This is a genomic window from Streptomyces sp. S186 (assembly GCF_051603415.1).
In the GTDB taxonomy this organism is placed as follows: Bacteria; Actinomycetota; Actinomycetes; order Streptomycetales; family Streptomycetaceae; genus Streptomyces.
Genome location: NZ_CP193932.1, coordinates 1,312,931 through 1,330,718 on the forward strand (window position 1 = coordinate 1,312,931; position 17,788 = coordinate 1,330,718).

Genomic DNA, 17,788 nt, shown 5'->3' on the forward strand with positions numbered 1-17,788 from the left:
CGGCGCGCGGGCGGGTACGGCGGCACCGCGCAACTACAGCCAGTGACATGCCTGTTGCGCGAGCAGACGGGCCGACACCGGTCATTGTGGTGGAGCTCCAACCACAACTCGCCGACGGAACCGGGGCGTTCAGTCGCGCGGCCACCTGTGCCGCCAGTCACCCGTCACCCGGTGACAGTCGACACGGTTGAGCATCCACTGTCACCGAGTTCCGCGACCCGCGCTCAGCAGCGTCTCCGAACGCTCAGGCCATCCGGGGCAGGTCGACCTGTCCCAGCGGCGGCGCCGCCAGTCGTCCCATGCCGAGCGGGTTCACGTGCGGTACGTCCGGCGAGATCAGCGGGTTGACCAGCGGATTGACCTCCGGGTTGAACTGGGGGTTCACCTGGGGCGCCACGCGCGGGGAGGGCTGCGGGGAGAAGACCTGCGGAACGGCCACCTGCGGTGCGACCTGGGGCTGGACCTGCGGGGACGCCTGGGGGGCGACCTCCGGGGCCGCGGCCGGGGCCGAGGACTGCGGAGTCGAGGACTGCTGCGAACTCGGCGAGGAGCTGGCAGCCTGCGCGGCGCCCTGCGAGGAGACCGCTGCAGTGGCGCGCGGGCCGTCGTAGTGCTGTTGAGCGGGAGCCTGCGGGGCCGGCTGCGGAGCCGGCTGCGGGGCCGGCTGCGGCTGCGCGTACTGCGGGGCAGGTTGCGGGGCCGGCTGCGGCGGGGCTGCCTGCTGCGGAGGCGGAGCGTACTGCTGCGGAGCAGGGGCCGGAGCCGGCGCAGGTGCCGGCTGCTGCGCGTACTGCGGAGCAGGGGCCTGCGGCGCGTACTGCGGGGCGGGCTGCTGCGGCGCAGGAGCCGGGGCATACTGCTGCGGAGCAGGGGCCGGAGCCGGCGCAGGTGCCGGCTGCTGCGCGTACTGCGGAGCCGGAGCGTACTGCTGCGGAGCCGGGGCCTGAGGAGCAGTGGGCGGGGCGGCGCCGTTGTACCCGGCAGGAGCATCTGCATGGCTCACGCCGGCGCCGATGGTGGACAGACCGCCAGCCGCTGCGACGACGAGCGCGATCTGATGAAGCTTGCGCATGAAACCCTCGGCCCTTCATTGCCTGTATGGAAATCTGATTACTTATTCGATGTCTTGAGTGCGCAAACGGAGGTAATCGCGGGCTGCACACCCTGCGCACCCCGTGCACATGCACGGCGGGAGCCACCCGCAGGGCCGCGACAACGCCGGTCGTGGCGCTCCCCAACGGCCGTCGGATTCAATGGCGCAGCGCAACGCCTCTCCTCCGATTCGCGTCGGGCACCATGTCGACGCCATCGCCGCAGACCGTCCGACGCCAGGAAGGAGAAGCCCTCCCGATCAGCGGCCCATAAGCCCCTTCGCTGTTCTCTCCCACCGAGGAACGGCAGATCGCCGGGCCTGGTCACGGGAATCAATACAGGGTCACCCGTTTGCGTAGCGGCATGAATCATTTGGGGTGTCGGTGCTGGCGGCGGCAAGTCCGAGAGGTCCCGCTTCGCGTACCGCATCCGCCAACTGTGGTCGCTCATCGATCGTTTACCGAACTCGTCCGGGCGATGTGGTCGTTGGGATGTGGTCGTTGCTGTTAGCGCACGGCGTGGTACACGAATACGCCGCCAGCCGTCCAGGAGGCGAACCGACGGAAAGATAAAAGGATTTCTCAAATATAAAAAGGTTCTCGACGCCGGCCTTGCGGCTCGGCGTCGAGAACCCTATGGGTGAACTGCTCGGCTGCTCGCGGCTCAGAATGCGCTGTTGTTGCAGCCCATGGTCGAGCCCATGTGGGTGGCCTGCGCACCCGGCGAGCCCTCGCCGTTGAGCGCGCTGCCCAGCAGGCCGTTGAGGATGCCGACCTCACCGAGGACGTCCACGTTCAGGTCATGGGAGCGGCATTGGCTGCCCTGCTTGATGTCGAACTGGCCGCCGCCCTGCCCACCATAGGCATTGGCAGTGCCGGCGCCGAGGAAGCCAACGCTACCGATGGCGGCAGCCAGGACGGCCGCCTTGTAAAGCTTGCGCATTTCTTCTCCGGAAGTTTGAGCCGATGTGATCTGCGGTGTACAGACTTCGTACAGTTGTGGAGGCTAATACGAAATATCCACCGCACTTGAGCGACGCGCCGGATTATGCGACTGAAGATTTTGGAAGTGAGCCCGGAACCTGAACAGTTCAGGCGTCGTTGAGAACGGAACGGATTACTGCGTCGTCGCGGCTCGTCCGCCGCGGCCACCGTGGCGCGGGACTTGCTCACCGAGAGCAGGCACAAAGGCCCTTCGAGGGATACCCCTCGAAGGGCCTGACGACCGTCGCGGCCTCGCTACTTCGATGTGGCGTGGGCGTTGGCCTGGGAATTGGTCTGCGCGCAGCTGAAGCCCCTGGTCTCAGGAGTGGCCAGCAGCCCGATCGGGACGTTGGCGTCGAGCAGCGACTGCGGACTGCACTCCTGGTACGGACGGAAGAGGTTGTTCTGGTCCTGCGGACCGGACTGTGGCGCGACCTGCGAGACCTGCGGCGAGAGCTTCGGGTTGAACTGCGGGTTGAACTGCGGCGACACCTCCGGACCGGCCTGCGGAGCGAGCGTTTGCGGGGCCGCGGCCTGCTGCGGCGCGGCACCCTGCTGCGGGCCGCCGTGCGATCCGTAGGTGTGTGAAGTGGCCCCCGAGGCCGTCCAGGCTTCGGCCTGAGGGGTGTCCGGTTGCGTAGCGGTGGGCGGGGCGGCGCCGTTGTACCCCGCAGGAGCGTCGGCCTGGCTGGCGCTGGCGCCGATGGTGGACAGACCGCCAGCCGCTGCGACGGCGAGCGCGACCTGATGAAGCTTGCGCATGAAACCCTCGGCCCTTCATGACCTGTATGGAAATCCGATTACTTATCGATGTCTTGAGTGCGCAGACAGAGATGACCCCGGGCTTCGCATCTTGCGCACCTCGTGTCGAACGACGGACGAAGCCTCCCGCAGGGCCGCGGCAACGCACGTCGTAAAGCCGTCCACGGCGTCTCGGATTCGATGGCGCGGTCCATCGCCCCTCCTCTGATCCGCTTCGGACGGCATGTCGAAATCGTTGCCGCGGGCCGCTCCGGCGCCAGGGACGAGAGAGGGTCCCGGCCGGCGGCCCGTAGGCCCGTTCACTGTTCTCTCCCAGCGGGGAACGGTTCATCGTCCGGGCGGGTCACGGGAATCAATGCAGGGTCACCCGTTTGCCCACCGGTATGAATCATTTGGAGTGCCGGATTCCTTTCCTTCGTGGAAGGTGTGGCGACGCTGTGGGTGGGATTCGGTTCCGTTGCCGACCACAGTTGGTCGTTACTTCGACGTCGCTTCGACGTCGTTTTGTATGCGTCGGGGCCTTCAACGGCCGGTGGTTTGCTGAATGTTACGGCGACGGCAGGTCGCGCCTCGGTGAACTTGTGGGCGACCGGCGGTTGTTGGGGTGGGAGCTTCCGTGTGGTGGCGGTCGCCGAGTAGGCGGTTGTGACACTTCGGATATGCCGGGTCCGGATGTGGGCGCGATGCACGCCCCTCCGCGGATTCCGATCGGGCTGATTGTGTGTGGCGTGCCGAGCGGATGCCCGTTCCCCGCCGGGCGTCCGTCCAAGGGAGCACGGCGGGCTTTTCAGGCAGAACCTCTCTGTGTGGATCGGTGCGTTGAGCGTGGTGGCCGGCCTGGGCTTCGTCGACACCGTCGTCCGGGAACCCAACGAACGCCGGTTCTCCCGCAGTCGATCCATCGCCGCCGTCGCCCGACAAGTCCTTCTCCGTCCCCGCCCGCACCACCGCCAGCACCCGCCTGAACAATCGGCGGCGTCCGCGGCAAAGGGTCTCCCCGCTCACAGACACACCCCCTGGCAGACGAAGAACGCGGCACTCACGGCGCGCCTTCCGTCCTTTCGCCGACGTCGACGCAGCCTCTGCCGTCCGGCGATTCCCCACCGACACCGTTGCAGGGAACAGACACTGACGGTTCGGGAGGTTGAGGGGTTGTCACTTCGGGCGAACGGTAGGCCGATCGCGCAGTGCAACACGCGCGGGCCGTAACGTCCTCACCCCCCGGATGCCAGCGCCGAAGAGCGCGATGGCGCAGATCGCATTAGCCTCCGATATCAGCGCAAAGTGGATCTTTGATGCCCACTCGACTTCGATTCTCTGGAGGAGAAATGCACAAGTTTCGCAAGGCTGCCGCGGTGGTTGCCGTGATCGGTAGCGTCAGCCTGCTCGGCTCCGGTACCGCCTACGCCCAGGGCATGGGGGAGCACGGCGGCTGCCACAACCACGAGCTGAACATCGACATCCTCGGCGAGGTGGGAATCCTCAACGGCCTGCTGGCCAACCTGATCAACGGTGAGGGCAGCCCCGGCGGTCAGGGCACCAGCATGGGCAACTGTGGCAAGTAGGCAACTCGTGCCATCAGCCGCGTAAATTACCTGCAACGGCCTCGACGCCAGGGCAACAAGCTCGGGCGCCGGGGCCGTTTGCCCGTCCCCGCGGGGCGCGTGGGTCCCGTAACGGGCCGACGATGAGGTGTCGTCTGCCGGAATTCCGCTGGTTGGGTTGGGGGTCGGGCGATACGTTGCGGGTGGGAGGGGGTGGCTGGCTGCGCCCGTTGCTGTTGGTGGACGTGGATGGTCCGCTGAATCCGTATGCCGCGAAACCGCAACGACGGCCCCATGGCTACCGGACTCACCGGCTGTTGACGCCCCGTTGGGAGGAAGCCGAGCGGCGGCGGCCGGCCGCGTGGGGTATACCGGACAGGCGGGTCAAGCCGCTTCGGGTGTGGCTGAACCCTGCGCACGGTCCGGCGCTGCGTGCGCTTCCCTTCGACCTGGTCCGGGCGACGACTTGGGAGGACGAGGCCAATGAGTTCGTCGCGCCGATTCTGGGGCTGCCCAGTCTGCCTGTCGTCTCGTGGTCCGTGCCGCGGCCGGAGCCCGGGGGCGGGGTGTTCTGGAAGACGCCGGAGATCGTCGCCTGGGTGGCGGGGCGTGCGTTCGCCTGGGTGGACGACGAGATCACCGATACGGACCGTGCCTGGGTGCGGAACCGGCATCGTGGCCCTGCACTTCTGCACCGGATGGATCCCCGCGTCGGGCTGACCGAGGACGACTTCGGGGTGCCGGCCGCCTGGGCGGCGGGGCTGGAGTGAGCGGGGTGCCGGCGGGCGCCGGACATCGGCTCGGTTCCTGAGAGGCAGGAGGGTTGCATGGCCATGCGTTGTTATGCATAATCTTCCTATGTCTAAGGTCCTCACCTCCCTCCCCGCCGGCGAGCGCGTCGGCATCGCCTTCTCGGGCGGCCTCGACACCTCCGTCGCGGTCGCGTGGATGCGTGACAAGGGCGCCGTCCCGTGCACGTACACCGCCGACATCGGCCAGTACGACGAGCCCGACATCGCCTCGGTGCCCGGCCGGGCCCAGACCTACGGTGCCGAGATCGCGCGCCTGGTCGACTGCCGCGCGGCCCTGGTCGAGGAGGGCCTGGCGGCGCTGACCTGCGGGGCGTTCCACATCCGCTCGGGCGGGCGCGCCTACTTCAACACCACGCCGCTCGGCCGCGCGGTCACCGGCACGCTCCTGGTCCGGGCGATGCTTGAGGACAACGTGCAGATCTGGGGCGACGGATCGACGTTCAAGGGCAACGACATCGAGCGGTTCTACCGCTATGGTCTGCTCGCCAACCCGAACCTGCGGATCTACAAGCCGTGGCTGGACGCGGACTTCGTGACCGAGCTGGGCGGCCGCAAGGAGATGTCGGAGTGGCTGCTCGCCCACGACCTCCCCTACCGGGACAGCACCGAGAAGGCGTACTCCACCGACGCCAACATCTGGGGCGCCACCCACGAGGCCAAGACGCTGGAGCACCTGGACACCGGCATCGAGACCGTCGAGCCGATCATGGGCGTGCGGTTCTGGGACCCCGAGGTGGAGATCCTCCCCGAGGACGTCACGATCGGCTTCGACCAGGGCCGGCCGGTGACGATCAACGGCAAGGAGTTCGCCTCCGCCGTCGACCTGGTGATGGAGGCCAACGCCGTCGGCGGCCGGCACGGCCTGGGCATGTCCGACCAGATCGAGAACCGGATCATCGAGGCCAAGAGCCGCGGCATCTACGAGGCGCCGGGCATGGCGCTGCTGCACGCCGCGTACGAGCGGCTGGTCAACGCGATCCACAACGAGGACACCCTCGCCCAGTACCACGTCGAGGGCCGGCGCCTGGGCCGGCTGATGTACGAGGGCCGGTGGCTCGACCCGCAGGCCCTGATGATCCGGGAGTCGCTGCAGCGCTGGGTCGGTGCCGCCGTCACCGGCGAGGTCACGCTGCGGCTGCGGCGCGGTGAGGACTACTCGATCCTGGACACCACGGGTCCGGCGTTCAGCTACCACCCGGACAAGCTGTCCATGGAGCGCACCGAGGACTCGGCGTTCGGCCCGGTGGACCGGATCGGCCAGCTGACGATGCGTAACCTCGACATCGCCGACTCGCGCGCCAAGCTGGAGCAGTACGCCGGTCTCGGCCTGATCGGCACCGCCGCAGCGACATTCGGGGGCGCCATCGGCGCCGCCCAGGCAGCCGCGACCGGGCTGATCGGCACGCTGCCGGAGGGCGGCGCCGAGGCCATCGCCTCCCGCGGCGAGGTCTCCGGTGACGAGGAGATGCTGGACCGCGCGGCGATGGAGTTCGGTACGGACTGAGCCGGCAAACGGAAGGCCGGCCCGGCGTGGGAGCGTCGGGCCGGCCTTTCCGTCGGCCGGGGTGGTGGCCTGTGGTGGTGGCGAGGGGGACGAGTTGTCGTCCGGCCTACGGCTGAGCGGTGTCGGTGCGCCGGCGGGCGCGGCGGCGCTTGAGGCGGTCGGCGGTGACCAGCGCGGCCACCACGACGGCCGTGCCGATGAGCTGGTGTCGGCCGTCCGTGCTGCCGGCCATGACGGCGAAGACGCCGAGGATGGCGGCCAGCGCCAGCCAGGTCAGATACGGGAAGCCCCACATCCGCACCATGAGCTTCTCGGGCGCCTCGCGCTCCAGGCGGCGGCGCATCCGCACCTGGGTGAGGCAGACGATCGACCAGACGACCAGCACCGAGCAGCCGGCGATGTTCAGCAGCCAGGCGAACACGGTGTGGGGCCAGACGATGCCGGCGATCACCGCGGCGAAGCCGAAGACGCAGGAGGCCAGCACCGCGGCCGCCGGGATGCCGCGGGTGACCTTGCCCAGGAAGCGCGGACCCTGGCCGCGGCTGACGAGGGAGTACGCCATGCGCGACGAGCCGTAGATGTTGGCGTTCATCGCGGAGAGCAGCGCAATCAGCACCACGATCTGCATGATCGTGCCGGCGGCGGGGATGCCGAGCCGGTCGAGCACGGTGACGTAGGGGCCGGCCGTGGCGACCTTCGGGTCGTTCCACGGCACCAGGGTGACGACCACGGCCATGGAGCCGATGTAGAAGACGGCGATGCGCCAGACGGCGGTGCGCACGGCGCGGGCGACGTTGCGGCTGGGCTTGTCGGACTCCGCTGCCGCGATGGTGACGGTCTCCAGGCCCGCGAAGCCGGAGATGGTGGTCAGCAGACCGGCGGCGAGGCCGGCCGCACCGGTCGGGAAGAAACCTCCGTGGCCGGTGAGGTGGGTGGTGCCGGGCGCCGTGCCGAACACGCCGAGGATGCCGAGCACGCCCAGCACCAGGAACGCAACGATCACGGTCACCTTGATGGCCGCGAACCAGAACTCGAACTCGCCGAAGTTCTTGACCGCGGTCAGATTGCTGGCGCAGAAGAACGCCATGAAGATCGCCACCCAGCCGTAGGCGGGGATGAACGACACCCAGGTGTGCATGATCGCGCCCGCGGCGGTGGCCTCGGCGGCCACGCCGGCGCAGAGCATCAGCCAGTACATCCAGCCCGAGGTGGTGCCCGCCCAGGAGCCGAGTTCCTCCTCGGCGTGCACGGAGAACGAGCCGGTGGAGGGCCGGGCCGCCGACATCTCGCCGAGCATCCGCATGATCAGCATGACCAGTGCGCCGGTGGCGGCGAAGAGGAGGACGATGGCCGGACCGGCGGCGGCGATGCCGACTCCGGAGCCGACGAAGAGCCCGGCGCCGATGACTCCGCCGAGCGCGATCATCGACAGATGGCGCTGTTTGAGTCCGTGCGACAGGACAGGCGCGTCGTCCTGCACGGCCTGCGGGGAACCCTGGGGTGACCGGGTAAGAGTCCGAGTCATGGTCGTGCCTGTTCAGTGGGACGTTCGATGAGCCTGACGAGTCTGGTCGGCAAGGGTGCGGGTCCGGAGTGAACGCCCGCTATTCGGACACCGTGCTCACCGGTGGTGAGGGTGCGCTCACGGACGCGGCAGGGTTCGGTCCGGTGGTGCACCGGCCGGTCGGCTCGGCAGGCGCGGGGAAGGCTTCCTGTCATGACGACCTACACGGAGGGGCCGCGGAGCGGGACGGCCGGGGCGGCGCTCACACACCGGAGCGTGGTCGCGGGTGCGGTCGGCAACCTCATCGAGTGGTACGAGTTCGGCGTCTACGCGTACTTCGCCACCGTCATCGCGGCCGACTTCTTCACCCCGCGGGGCGGCGGCGCCGCGGAGGCGCTGGTCAGGACGTATGCGTCGTTCGCGCTGGCGTTCTTCTTCCGGCCGGTGGGCGCGCTGCTCCTCGGCCGGTTCGGTGACCGCTTCGGGCGACGGCCGGCGCTGGTCGTCGCGGTCCTGGCCATGACCTCGGCGACGGCGGCGATCGGCCTGCTGCCCACGTATGCCACCGTCGGCGCCGCCGCGCCCTGGTTGCTGACGGCGTTACGGATCGTGCAGGGCCTGTCGGCGGGCGGGGAGTTCGGCGGCGCGGTGGCCCTGATGACGGAGTGCGCACCGACGGGAAGACGGGGGGCGTACGGCGCGTGGCAGTCGTTCACCGTCGCGCTCGGGCTGCTCATGGGGGCCGCGGCCGCGACGCTGGTGACGGCCCTGCTGACGCAGGGACAGATCGCGGCGTGGGGGTGGCGGCTGCCGTTCCTGGCGGCGCTGCCGATGGGCGCGGGCGCGCTGTGGCTGCGGCTGCGGCTGCGGTTGGGGGAGTCCCCGGCGTTCTTGCGGGCGCGGCGGGCGCGGGTGGCGGAGGTTGCTGACGTTGCTGGGGTTGCTGAGGTTGCGTCCGTGGGGCGGCGGGCAGAGGTGGCGGAGGGCACGTCCGCAGGGCGGCGGGACGGGCGCGGGGCGACTGCGGTGGCCGCTGTCGTGCTGGGATGCGGGCGGCTCATGGCGTGGTCGGCGGCCGGATACACGTTCCTCGTGGTGCTGCCGACGTACCTTCAGCAGACGGTGGGGCGCAGCCCGCGCCAGGCACTGCTGGCCACGGTGGTCGCCAACCTCGGTTTCGCCGCCACGATCCTGCCGGCGGGCCGGCTCAGCGACCGGCTGGGCCGGAGGCCGGTCATGGTCGCCGGTGCCGTCCTGGCCGCGCTGTCCGCACTGCCGCTGCTCCATGTGGTGCAGGACCGCCGCTCCCCCGTGTGGCTGATGTGCGGCGCGGTGGCGCTCGCGGGTGCCCTGGTGGGTCTGCTGGCCGGTCCGGGCCCCGCGATGCTGGCCGAGATGTTCCCCACCCGGGCCCGGCACACCGGCCTGGGCGTCGCCTACGCGCTGGCGAACGCGGTCTTCTCCGGCTGCGCGGGCCTGCTGATCACCGAACTCGTCCACCGCACCGGCGACCCCGACGTCCCCGCCTACTACGTGGTCGTCACCTGCGCGCTCGGGGCCCTCGCCCTCGCGACCCTGAGGGGCGACGACCACCGCGGGGCCCTACGGGGGTGACGGGCGCGGCCCTACGGGGGTGACGGGCATGCGGGAACGGGCGGTCGAGGGTGCTGACTGGCGTGGGGGCGCGGCGAGTTGGGGCGGCCGGCCAGGGACGCGGGGTGAGGAATTCAGCCGGGGGCGCGGGGTGAGGAATAGGGAGGCGACCGGTCGGTGTTCCCTTTGCGGCGGACCTGATCGGCGGCAGTCGAGTGCCCCGGCGCCACCGAAAGGAAGTCAGCGAAAGGAAGTTGACGCATCATGGCTGGAACGTTCGTGATCGGCGCGGGGCCCGGTATCGGCCGGGCGGTGGCCCGGCGCTTCGCCCGGGAGGGCTCGCCGGTGGCGGTGCTGGCCCGCTCCCGGTCCACCGTCGACGGGGCCGTCGCCGCGGTCGAGCAGGCCGGCGGCAAGGCTCTCGGCCTGACGGCGGACGCGGCCGACGAGGCATCGCTGCGCTCCGGGCTGGACGCCGCCGTCGAGCGGCTCGGCGTCCCCGACGTGCTGGTCTACAACGCCGCCTGGGTCCGCTACGACCGCCCCGGCGGCCTGTCCGCCGCGGAACTGACCGCGTCGCTGCAGGTCAGCGTCGTCGGCGCGGTGAGCGCGGTGACGCACCTGGCGCCGCGGATGGCGGCGGCCGGTGGTGGCACCGTGCTGCTCACCTCCGGGATGCCGAGGGCTCGCGCCGCGGCGACGAGCCTTTCCATAGGCAAGGCCGGGCTGCGCGCGGCCCGTTCGGTGCTGGCCGACGAGTTCGGGCCGCAGGGCGTGCACATCGCCACCATCACCGTCGGCGGCCCGGTCGCCCCGGGCTCCGCGCTCGACCCCGAGCGGATCGCCGAGCACTACGTACGGGTCGCCCGCCAGTCGGCCGAGGAGTGGGAGCAGGACGTTCTGCTCGACGGTGCGGACGGTGCGCATGGTGCGGTGGAGGGCGTCGGGTAGCGAGCGGGGGGCGGGCAACGGGGCCGGTCGGTCGGCGTGGTGCGCCGGCCCGGCGTGGCCCGCTGGCTGGCCTGGCTGCTTGGCCGGTTCGGCGGCCTGGCTGCTTGGCCGGTTCGGCGGCTTGGCCGGCTTGTGACGGGCGCTCTCCCGTCCGCGGGGTGTGTCGCCTACCGTGGCGGCCATGCCGTACGGGACTTCCGGTGGTGAACCGGCCTCGACGCGGTCGCGCCGCCACATCTTCGGCGACGACGCCGAGCAGTACGATACGGCCCGACCCGGATACCCGCCCCAACTCACCCAGGATGTATTGGACTTCGCCTCCCTGGCCGCGGCCGAGGCGGCGTTGGAGGTGGGTGCCGGAACGGGCAAGGCGACGCTGCCCTTCGCACGGTCCGGCGTAGCTGTGACCTGCGTGGAGCCGGACGTCCGGATGGCCCGGGTGCTGCGCCGCCGGTGCGCGGAGTTGCCCCGAGTCACCATCGAGGTCGCCGACTTCGAAGCCTGGCGTCCCGCGCGCCGCTACGGGCTGCTGTACTGCGCACAGGCATGGCACTGGGTCGACCCGGCCGTGCGCTGGGCGCGCGCACGGGCCGCGCTCTCGCCCGGCGGGGCGATCGCCCTCTTCTGGAACCACTGGACGCTCGACAGCGGCGAACTGGCCGAACGGCTCACCGCCGCCCACACCCGGCGCGGCATCGAGGTACCGGCGGACACCCTTCTCGACCCCCGTCCCCGCCCCGCGCACCGAGGCCCGGAGGCCCGCCAGTGGCGCGATATGACGGCGGCCAGCTTCGTCGACCCGACCCACCGCCTCTATACCTCCGTGCACCAACGCTCCACCTCGGCGCTGCTCGACCTGCTCACCTCCTTCGGCGGCTACCGGGCGATTCCGCCCCGGCCGCGGGAACGGCTCTTCGACGAGGTGGCCCGCATCGTGAACGAAGAACACGGCGGACGGGCCCAAGTGAAGGTGCTCACAAGTCTTTTCCTGGGCCGGAGGGATGCCGGACCCGGTCGATCGGAGCTGCGTCTGCCGGACCTGCGTCGGCAGCCGTAGGTGGCGCCGGCGGCCTGGTGCGGACCGCGTAGCCGAGGAGCGCCGCGACGGCGGCCAGGGCGGCGATGGTGGTCAGTGCCGCCGGCAGTCCGAACGCCTCGGTGAGGAAGCCGATCGACGGCGGACCGAGCAGGATTCCGGAGTAGCCGAGGGCCGATGCGGCGGCCACCCCGCCGGTGCCTCCGAGCGCACCGGCGCTGCCGACCGCGATGGGGAACACGTTGGCCAGGCCGAGCCCGGTCAGGGCATAGCCCGTGAACACCAGCCAGGTCTGTGGCGAGAGAGCCCCCAGCAACATCCCCACCGCCGCGAGGGCGGCACCGGTGACCAGGACCGGGGTGGCGCCCAGTCGTTCCAGGAGCCGGGTGCCGGCCGCCCTGGAAAGCGTCATCATGAGCGCGAACGCGGCGTAGCCGGAGGCCGCCAGGCCCGGTCCGGCGCCGAGGTCCTGCGCGAGGTGCAGTGAGCCCCAGTCGGCCAAGGCGCCCTCCCCGTAGGCGGTACACAGGGTGATCAGCCCGAAGGCGGTGATGAGGAGGCGGGTACGGGGGCGGGTGGGGGTGCGGGTGCGGGTGGGACGACCGTTGCCGGGGACCGTTCCCGTGCTCCCTACGGGGTGCGGCGCCGGGGCCCGCAGGAGTACCCGCCCCGCGCAGGCGGTGACCAGGAGTCCGGCCCCGGCGAGGAGCAGGAGATGGGACAGCGGGCTCAGGTGCGGGGCGAGGATGCCGCCGAGCCCGGCGCCCGCCAGGCCGCCCGCGCTGAAGGCGGCGTGGAACGAGGGGAGGATCGGGCGCCGGATCGCCTCGGCCAGGTCCACGGCCGCGGCGTTGAAGGCGACGTTCAGGCCGCCGTAGGCGACTCCGAACACCAGGAGGACCAGGCCGAGTTGGAGCGGCGAACGCGTCAGCGGCGGCAGGGCGACGGACAACGACAGCAGGGCCGCGGTCGCCACCGTCACCTGATGGTTGCCGTAACGACGGCACAGCCGCCCGGCCAGCAGCATCGTGGTGACCGAACCCACCGAGAGGCCCAGCAGGGCCAGTCCGAGGGCGCCGGCCGAGGCGCCTATCTGCTCCTTGATGGCGGGGATGCGGACGACCCAACCGGCGAACACAAAACCGTCGAGTGCGAAGAAGAGACTGAGGGCCCAGCGCAGGCGCGTTCCGGGGGCTTCCGGGGCTTCCAGGGCTTCGAATCGTTCGCTCAATTCCGTCCCTCAATTCCGTATGCGATGGGCGAGCAGCGTGCCGGCTGTGGCCATGGCCAGGCCGCCGAGCATGAGCGGGCCCAGTCCCTGGTCGAGCAGCAGGGCCGCCAAGGCCGCGGTGACCATGGGCACCAGATAGAAGAGGCTGCTGACCTGACTGGTGCCGTGGCGCTGCAGCAGCGTGTACAACAACCCCACTCCGACGATGGAGTTGACGACGGACGCCCAGAGCAGCGCCGGCCAGTAGTCGGCGGTGAAGACGACGTCGAACCCCTCGGCGAAGAGGGCGGGCAGTACCGTCGCGACCGCGGCGGCGAGCAACTGCACGGCGTTGCCGGTCACCGGTTCCATGCCCCGGCAGAACCGCTTCTGGTAGACGGTGCCGGCGGAGATGCCCAGCAGGGCGAGCACCAGAAAGCCGAGCCCGGCCAGATAGCCGCCGTCGAGGTGGAGGTTCTCGCTCACCGCGAGCGCCACCCCGCCCAGTCCCAACACCAGTCCCAGGCACTGGCCGCGGGTGACCCGCTCGCGCAGGACCGGCACGGCCAGCAGGGAGGCGGTGAGCGGGTAGAGCGCGATGATCAGGGCCGCCAACCCGGACGGCACCCCGAGCTCCATGCCCATGTAGATGCTGGAGAACTGCACGGCCTGGACCAAGACACCGGCCACGGCGAGGTGCCCCGACAGGCGCCGGCCCGGCCAGGCTTCGCGGCGCACCAGGGCGATGGCGAGCAGCACGCTCCCGGCGATGGCGAATCGCAGCGTCGCGAAGGTGTACGGAGCGGAGTGCCGCAGGCCGAGCTTGCCGGAGATGAAGCCGGAGCTCCACACGATGACCAGGAGCGCGCAGGCCAGCAGGTCGCGGGCCCGGTGGCGATGAGCCCGGGTCTGGGCCTGTGTCCGGGTCTGGGCCTGTGGCTGGGCCTCGGCCTCACCGTCTCCCGGATCACCGCCGGTCGAGGAAGTGGAACCGGCCTTGGTGATCTGCACATTCGCTTTCGACTGCATGACGCTTCCCCCGTTCTGTTGCGAGCCCTTGCTTGCACACATCCGTCGTGGGCGCATGCGGACGTGCGTTAAAAAGCACGTTAGTGCAAAATAACGTTCAGCGCGACCGTCGTGGGCTGTGGTTGCGGGCACGCTCGCGGGCACCCAAGGCAGGGAGTTGGAAGGAAGACCGGCAGCGGTCGCAACCACTCAGTACAGGCGTCGCAGCCACTCAGTACAGGCTGTCGCAGCCGCTCAGTACAGGCTGTTGAAGAGCATCGCGACCATGCGCGCGGGCTCGTCGGTGTCGTTGCGGAAGGTGTGGGGGTGGCCCGCGGACCACCGGACGCAGTCGCCCTTGTGGAGCGTGTGGTCGACGCCGTTGTAGCGGGCCACCAGCGTCCCCTGGGTCACGATGATGAGGTCGGTGCCCTCGTGCTGAAGGTCCTCGCCCAGTGCGGAGTGCGGTGCAAAGTCGCCCTGGACCACCTGGTAGCCGAGTTCGGGCGCGCGCAGCACGCGGTAGTCGACGCCCGGCGCCCGCTCGATGACCTCCTGGTCGGCGAACGGGAAGATCGACGGCGCGGCGCGGCCCTGGGTGAACCCCAGGAAGGAACCGACGTCATGGCCGAAGACCCGGGCCAGTCTCGCCAGTCGCTCCAGTGCGATGTCCGTCTCGCCCCGTTCCAACGCCGCCAGGAACGAGACCGAGAGCCCGCACTCGGCGGCCACCTGACGCAGCGACATGCCCCGTTGGGTACGGAGCCTGCGCAGCACCTCGCCGGGGGAGGGAAAGCCCAGCTCCGGGTCCCGGCGAGCCGCCGCGGGAGGTGTCGAGGGGGCCGCGTCGGTCATGAACGGCATTCTAGTTCGCCGGGCGTCCGCCGGGGTCCGCCGGGCGGTACGCCCTCAGGCGGCCCAGGGCGGGCGGCCGCCGCCGATCCAGCGGGCCAAGCCGCGGCCGTCGATCAGGCGGAGTGGTTCGGGGAGCGAGGCGTTGGCGAGTTCGGCGTCGCGGGTGAAGCGGGAGGTGGTGACGATGACCGCATGGTCGCAGCGGTGGTAGGCGCGGTAGGTCCCGTTGGCGGTGTAGATCGCGGGGGCGCCGACCCGGTTGCCTTCGGCGTACCGCTTGCACTGGACGGCGATGCGGCGGCCGTCGTGCAGGACGACGAGGACGTCCAGCCCGCGGTCGTTGGCGCCGCCGGAGACGGTGGCGGAGCGGACGGCGGGGTCGCGGCGGGCGAGGTCGGCGACGGCGTGCTCGAACTGCGGGCCGGTCATGTGGCGGTACGCGGCGAGGGTGTGGGTGACGTTCTGGTGGGACCAGGCGCGGGCGAGGCCGGGAAGGTGCAGGCGGCCGGTTCGGGCGAGGAGGAGCAGCGTTGCGGCGGTGGCGAGGACGCCGAGGACGAGGGTGGTGACGGGATACGCGCGGGCGGCCGCGACGACCGCGCCGAGGGCCAGGGCGGCGAGGGCGAGACGGGTGAGGGCCCGCTCGCGTGCGCGTCGCCGGGCGGCCCGGCCGCGCGGCCGGCGGGTGGGACGTCGCGCGGGGCGGCGGGCGGGAGATCGCGTGGCGCGGCGGGTGGCGGTGCGTCGGGTGGTGGGGTGTCGTCGCCAAGCTCGCGTGGCCATGTGGGGCGTCCCTCCGTTCAGTGTCCGGTCCGCGCGCCACCCGACCGCCGGTCGCCGGCCGCCGCGCGCGAGCCGGAGCCCGTCCCAACCCAACCTCCTGTGTAGTCCGAACTCGGTTGACTTGTACGGCGGTTGTGGAGGTTTGGCGTGAAACGCACGTACCGGGCGTGGGGTGGGACGCCCCGCGCGTCGGGTGGGGCACCCCGCGCGTCGAGTGGGGCATCCCGCGTCGGCGTCCGCCGCCCTCGGCGTCCGCTACCCGCCCAGGCCCACGCCCAGGAAGCGCAGTACGGCCAGTACGCGCCGGTGGTCGCCCCCCGCCTTGGGCAGGTCGAGCTTGGCCAGGATGTTGTTGATGTGCTTGGCCACCGCGCTCTCGCTGACGACGAGTTGGGCCGCGATCCCCGCGTTGGAACGGCCCTCGGCCATCAGCGCCAGCACCTCGCGCTCGCGCTCGGTCAGCCGCTCCAGCGGGTCGCTGGGGCGCCGTACCAGCAGCTGCGCCACCACCTGCGGGTCCAGGGCCGTGCCGCCGGCCGCGACCCGGCGCAGCGCCTCGATGAACTCCTCGACGTCGGCGACCCGCTGCTTGAGGAGGTAGCCGATGCCGCTGGTGTTCGCCGCGAGGAGTTCGGCGGCGTAGCGTTCCTCGACGTACTGGGAGAGCATCAGGACGGCGGTGTCCGGCCACTGCTGCCGGATGACCAGCGCGGCCCGCACGCCCTCGTCGGTGAAGCCGGGCGGCATACGGACGTCGACGACGGCGACGTCCGGGCGGTGCTCCTCGACGGCGCGCAGCAGCCCGTCCGCGTCGCCGGACTCGGCCACCACCTCGAACCCGGCCGTTTCCAACACCCTGACCAACCCGATCCGGAGCAGAACGGAATCCTCGGCGATCACAGCGCGCTTGGCAGCGTGCACGGCAACTCCACGGTGACGACGGTCGGGCCCCCTGGGGGGCTGTCGATGGCGAGGGCGCCGTCCACCGAGGCCACGCGGTGCGCGAGCCCGGTCAGGCCGGTTCCCCCGGAGGGGTCGGCCCCTCCCCTGCCATCATCGGTGACCCGCACCCGCAGCGTGTCACCGGCCCGGACCACCGCCACCTCGGCGCGGCTCGCCCGGGCGTGCTTGGTGACGTTGGCGAGCGCCTCGGAGACCACGAAGTAGGCGACCGCCTCGACGGCGGGTGCGGCCCGTTCGGGCACGTCGACGCTGACGTGGACGGGCAGCGGGGCGCGGGCGGCGATGCCGGAGAGCGCCGCGTCCAGTCCCCGGTCGTCCAGGACGTGCGGGTGCAGGCCGCGTACCAGCTGGTTGAGCTCCTCCAGGGCCTCCTTCGCCTCGCGGTGCGCCTCGTCGATGACGGTGCGGACCTCGGGCGGCAGGTCGGGCAGGGTGGCCCGGGCCAGGCCGAGGTTGACCGCCAGGGACACCAGGCGCTGCTGGGCGCCGTCGTGCAGATCGCGTTCGATGCGGCGGCGCTCGGCGTCCGCGGCGGCCAGCGTCTCGGCCCGGCGCTCGGCCAGGTCCTCGACCCGCCGCTCCAGCTCCTCGGCCCGGCTGGGCCCGAGCAGGCGCCGGGCGATCAACGACTCCATCCGTATCAGCGCGCCGGTCAGCCGCGGCAGGAACGGCAGGACGACCAGCCCGATCACGGCCATCTTCCACCCGTCGACATCGGACCACTGGACGAAGGCCCAGTGCCGCGGCAGCAACCAGTACCAGCCGTAGTACGTGATGCCGCCGATGCTGCCCACCCACAGGGCGAGCGCCACGGCCTCCACGACGCCCAGCACCGGGCCGGCGAGCTGGTGGTAGGCGAGCTGCCGCCAGTACGCGCCGGTGCGCAGCCGGCCCCAGGCCCGCCGGAGGTCGTTGCCCTCCTGCACGGGCGGGGTGCGCGGGATGCCGGTGTCCGCGTACGCCGCGAACCGGCGGCGCTGGAGCCAGGTCACCGACATCGCGCCCGCAACAGCGAAGATCAGCGGGACGACGGCGCCGCCGGGGGCGTAGACGACGGTGAGGCTGAACCACACCCACAGCAGGAAGGCGGCACCGTGCAGCAGGACGCCGGTGCACAGGAAGGCGGCCCGCGCTCGGGCACGGGCCAGGCGGCCTGGCGGCCACCGGTCGGATCGGGTCATGGACACG

16 protein-coding genes are annotated in these 17,788 nt (G+C 71.2%); 6 read left to right on the forward strand and 10 right to left on the reverse strand.

Features of this window, described 5'->3' with window-relative positions; translation table 11 throughout:
• Window positions 1-244: 244 nt before the first annotated feature.
• The 3 genes from ACRAS8_RS05795 to ACRAS8_RS05805 all read right to left on the reverse strand — a co-directional run bounded on the left by ACRAS8_RS05795 (window position 245) and on the right by ACRAS8_RS05805 (window position 2,837).
• On the reverse strand, window positions 245-1,072 hold the full coding sequence (locus ACRAS8_RS05795) for a hypothetical protein (RefSeq protein ID WP_438484693.1): 828 nt from the start codon (window positions 1,070-1,072) through the stop codon (window positions 245-247).
• Between the two features lie 683 nt (window positions 1,073-1,755).
• Window positions 1,756-2,034, reverse strand: a complete 279-nt coding sequence (locus ACRAS8_RS05800; RefSeq protein ID WP_438484694.1) for a hypothetical protein — start codon at window positions 2,032-2,034, stop codon at window positions 1,756-1,758.
• Between the two features lie 296 nt (window positions 2,035-2,330).
• On the reverse strand, window positions 2,331-2,837 hold the full coding sequence (locus tag ACRAS8_RS05805; protein ID WP_438484695.1) for a hypothetical protein: 507 nt from the start codon (window positions 2,835-2,837) through the stop codon (window positions 2,331-2,333).
• Window positions 2,838-4,165: 1,328 nt separating this feature from the next.
• On the opposite strand from ACRAS8_RS05805, the gene ACRAS8_RS05810 reads away from it, so the two are divergent.
• The 3 genes from ACRAS8_RS05810 (at window position 4,166) to argG (ending at window position 6,697) form a co-directional block, all read left to right on the forward strand.
• The gene (locus tag ACRAS8_RS05810; protein WP_438484696.1) at window positions 4,166-4,402 is read left to right on the forward strand and encodes a hypothetical protein; all 237 of its coding nucleotides are present in this window, start codon (window positions 4,166-4,168) and stop codon (window positions 4,400-4,402) included.
• Between the two features lie 209 nt (window positions 4,403-4,611).
• Entirely contained in the window at window positions 4,612-5,151 is a 540-nt protein-coding gene (locus ACRAS8_RS05815) for a hypothetical protein (RefSeq protein WP_438484697.1), read from the forward strand.
• Between the two features lie 88 nt (window positions 5,152-5,239).
• On the forward strand, window positions 5,240-6,697 hold the full coding sequence (gene argG / locus ACRAS8_RS05820) for an argininosuccinate synthase (RefSeq protein WP_438484698.1): 1,458 nt from the start codon (window positions 5,240-5,242) through the stop codon (window positions 6,695-6,697).
• 106 nt (window positions 6,698-6,803) lie between these two features.
• Here the strand turns inward: argG and ACRAS8_RS05825 are convergent, their stop codons facing one another.
• A complete protein-coding gene (locus ACRAS8_RS05825) occupies window positions 6,804-8,222 on the reverse strand; it encodes an amino acid permease (protein ID WP_438484699.1) in 1,419 nt (472 codons plus the stop codon).
• Window positions 8,223-8,414: 192 nt separating this feature from the next.
• Between ACRAS8_RS05825 and ACRAS8_RS05830 the strand changes: the two genes are divergently transcribed.
• The 3 genes from ACRAS8_RS05830 to ACRAS8_RS05840 all read left to right on the forward strand — a co-directional run bounded on the left by ACRAS8_RS05830 (window position 8,415) and on the right by ACRAS8_RS05840 (window position 11,802).
• Entirely contained in the window at window positions 8,415-9,815 is a 1,401-nt protein-coding gene (locus tag ACRAS8_RS05830; RefSeq protein WP_438484700.1) for an MFS transporter, read from the forward strand.
• Between the two features lie 243 nt (window positions 9,816-10,058).
• Window positions 10,059-10,745 carry an SDR family NAD(P)-dependent oxidoreductase gene (locus ACRAS8_RS05835; protein ID WP_438484701.1) on the forward strand — a complete coding sequence of 229 codons (687 nt, stop codon included), beginning with the start codon at window positions 10,059-10,061 and terminating at the stop codon, window positions 10,743-10,745.
• A gap of 181 nt (window positions 10,746-10,926) precedes the next feature.
• A complete protein-coding gene (locus ACRAS8_RS05840) occupies window positions 10,927-11,802 on the forward strand; it encodes a class I SAM-dependent methyltransferase (protein WP_438484702.1) in 876 nt (291 codons plus the stop codon).
• Here ACRAS8_RS05840 and ACRAS8_RS05845 read toward each other — a convergent pair.
• From ACRAS8_RS05845 to ACRAS8_RS05870, 6 genes are all read right to left on the reverse strand, one after another.
• Window positions 11,720-13,012, reverse strand: coding sequence for an MFS transporter (locus ACRAS8_RS05845; protein WP_438484703.1), 1,293 nt, complete (start codon window positions 13,010-13,012; stop codon window positions 11,720-11,722). The genes ACRAS8_RS05840 and ACRAS8_RS05845 overlap by 83 nt on opposite strands.
• A gap of 9 nt (window positions 13,013-13,021) precedes the next feature.
• Window positions 13,022-14,020 carry a DMT family transporter gene (locus ACRAS8_RS05850; protein WP_438484704.1) on the reverse strand — a complete coding sequence of 333 codons (999 nt, stop codon included), beginning with the start codon at window positions 14,018-14,020 and terminating at the stop codon, window positions 13,022-13,024.
• Between the two features lie 234 nt (window positions 14,021-14,254).
• On the reverse strand, window positions 14,255-14,854 hold the full coding sequence (locus ACRAS8_RS05855; protein ID WP_438484705.1) for a helix-turn-helix domain-containing protein: 600 nt from the start codon (window positions 14,852-14,854) through the stop codon (window positions 14,255-14,257).
• 54 nt (window positions 14,855-14,908) lie between these two features.
• Window positions 14,909-15,637, reverse strand: a complete 729-nt coding sequence (locus ACRAS8_RS05860; RefSeq protein ID WP_438484706.1) for a restriction endonuclease — start codon at window positions 15,635-15,637, stop codon at window positions 14,909-14,911.
• Window positions 15,638-15,892: 255 nt separating this feature from the next.
• The gene (locus ACRAS8_RS05865) at window positions 15,893-16,537 is read right to left on the reverse strand and encodes a response regulator (protein WP_438490357.1); all 645 of its coding nucleotides are present in this window, start codon (window positions 16,535-16,537) and stop codon (window positions 15,893-15,895) included.
• Window positions 16,534-17,781, reverse strand: a complete 1,248-nt coding sequence (locus ACRAS8_RS05870) for a sensor histidine kinase (RefSeq protein ID WP_438484707.1) — start codon at window positions 17,779-17,781, stop codon at window positions 16,534-16,536. Before ACRAS8_RS05870 ends, ACRAS8_RS05865 begins: the two co-directional genes overlap by 4 nt.
• Window positions 17,782-17,788 lie beyond the last annotated feature (7 nt).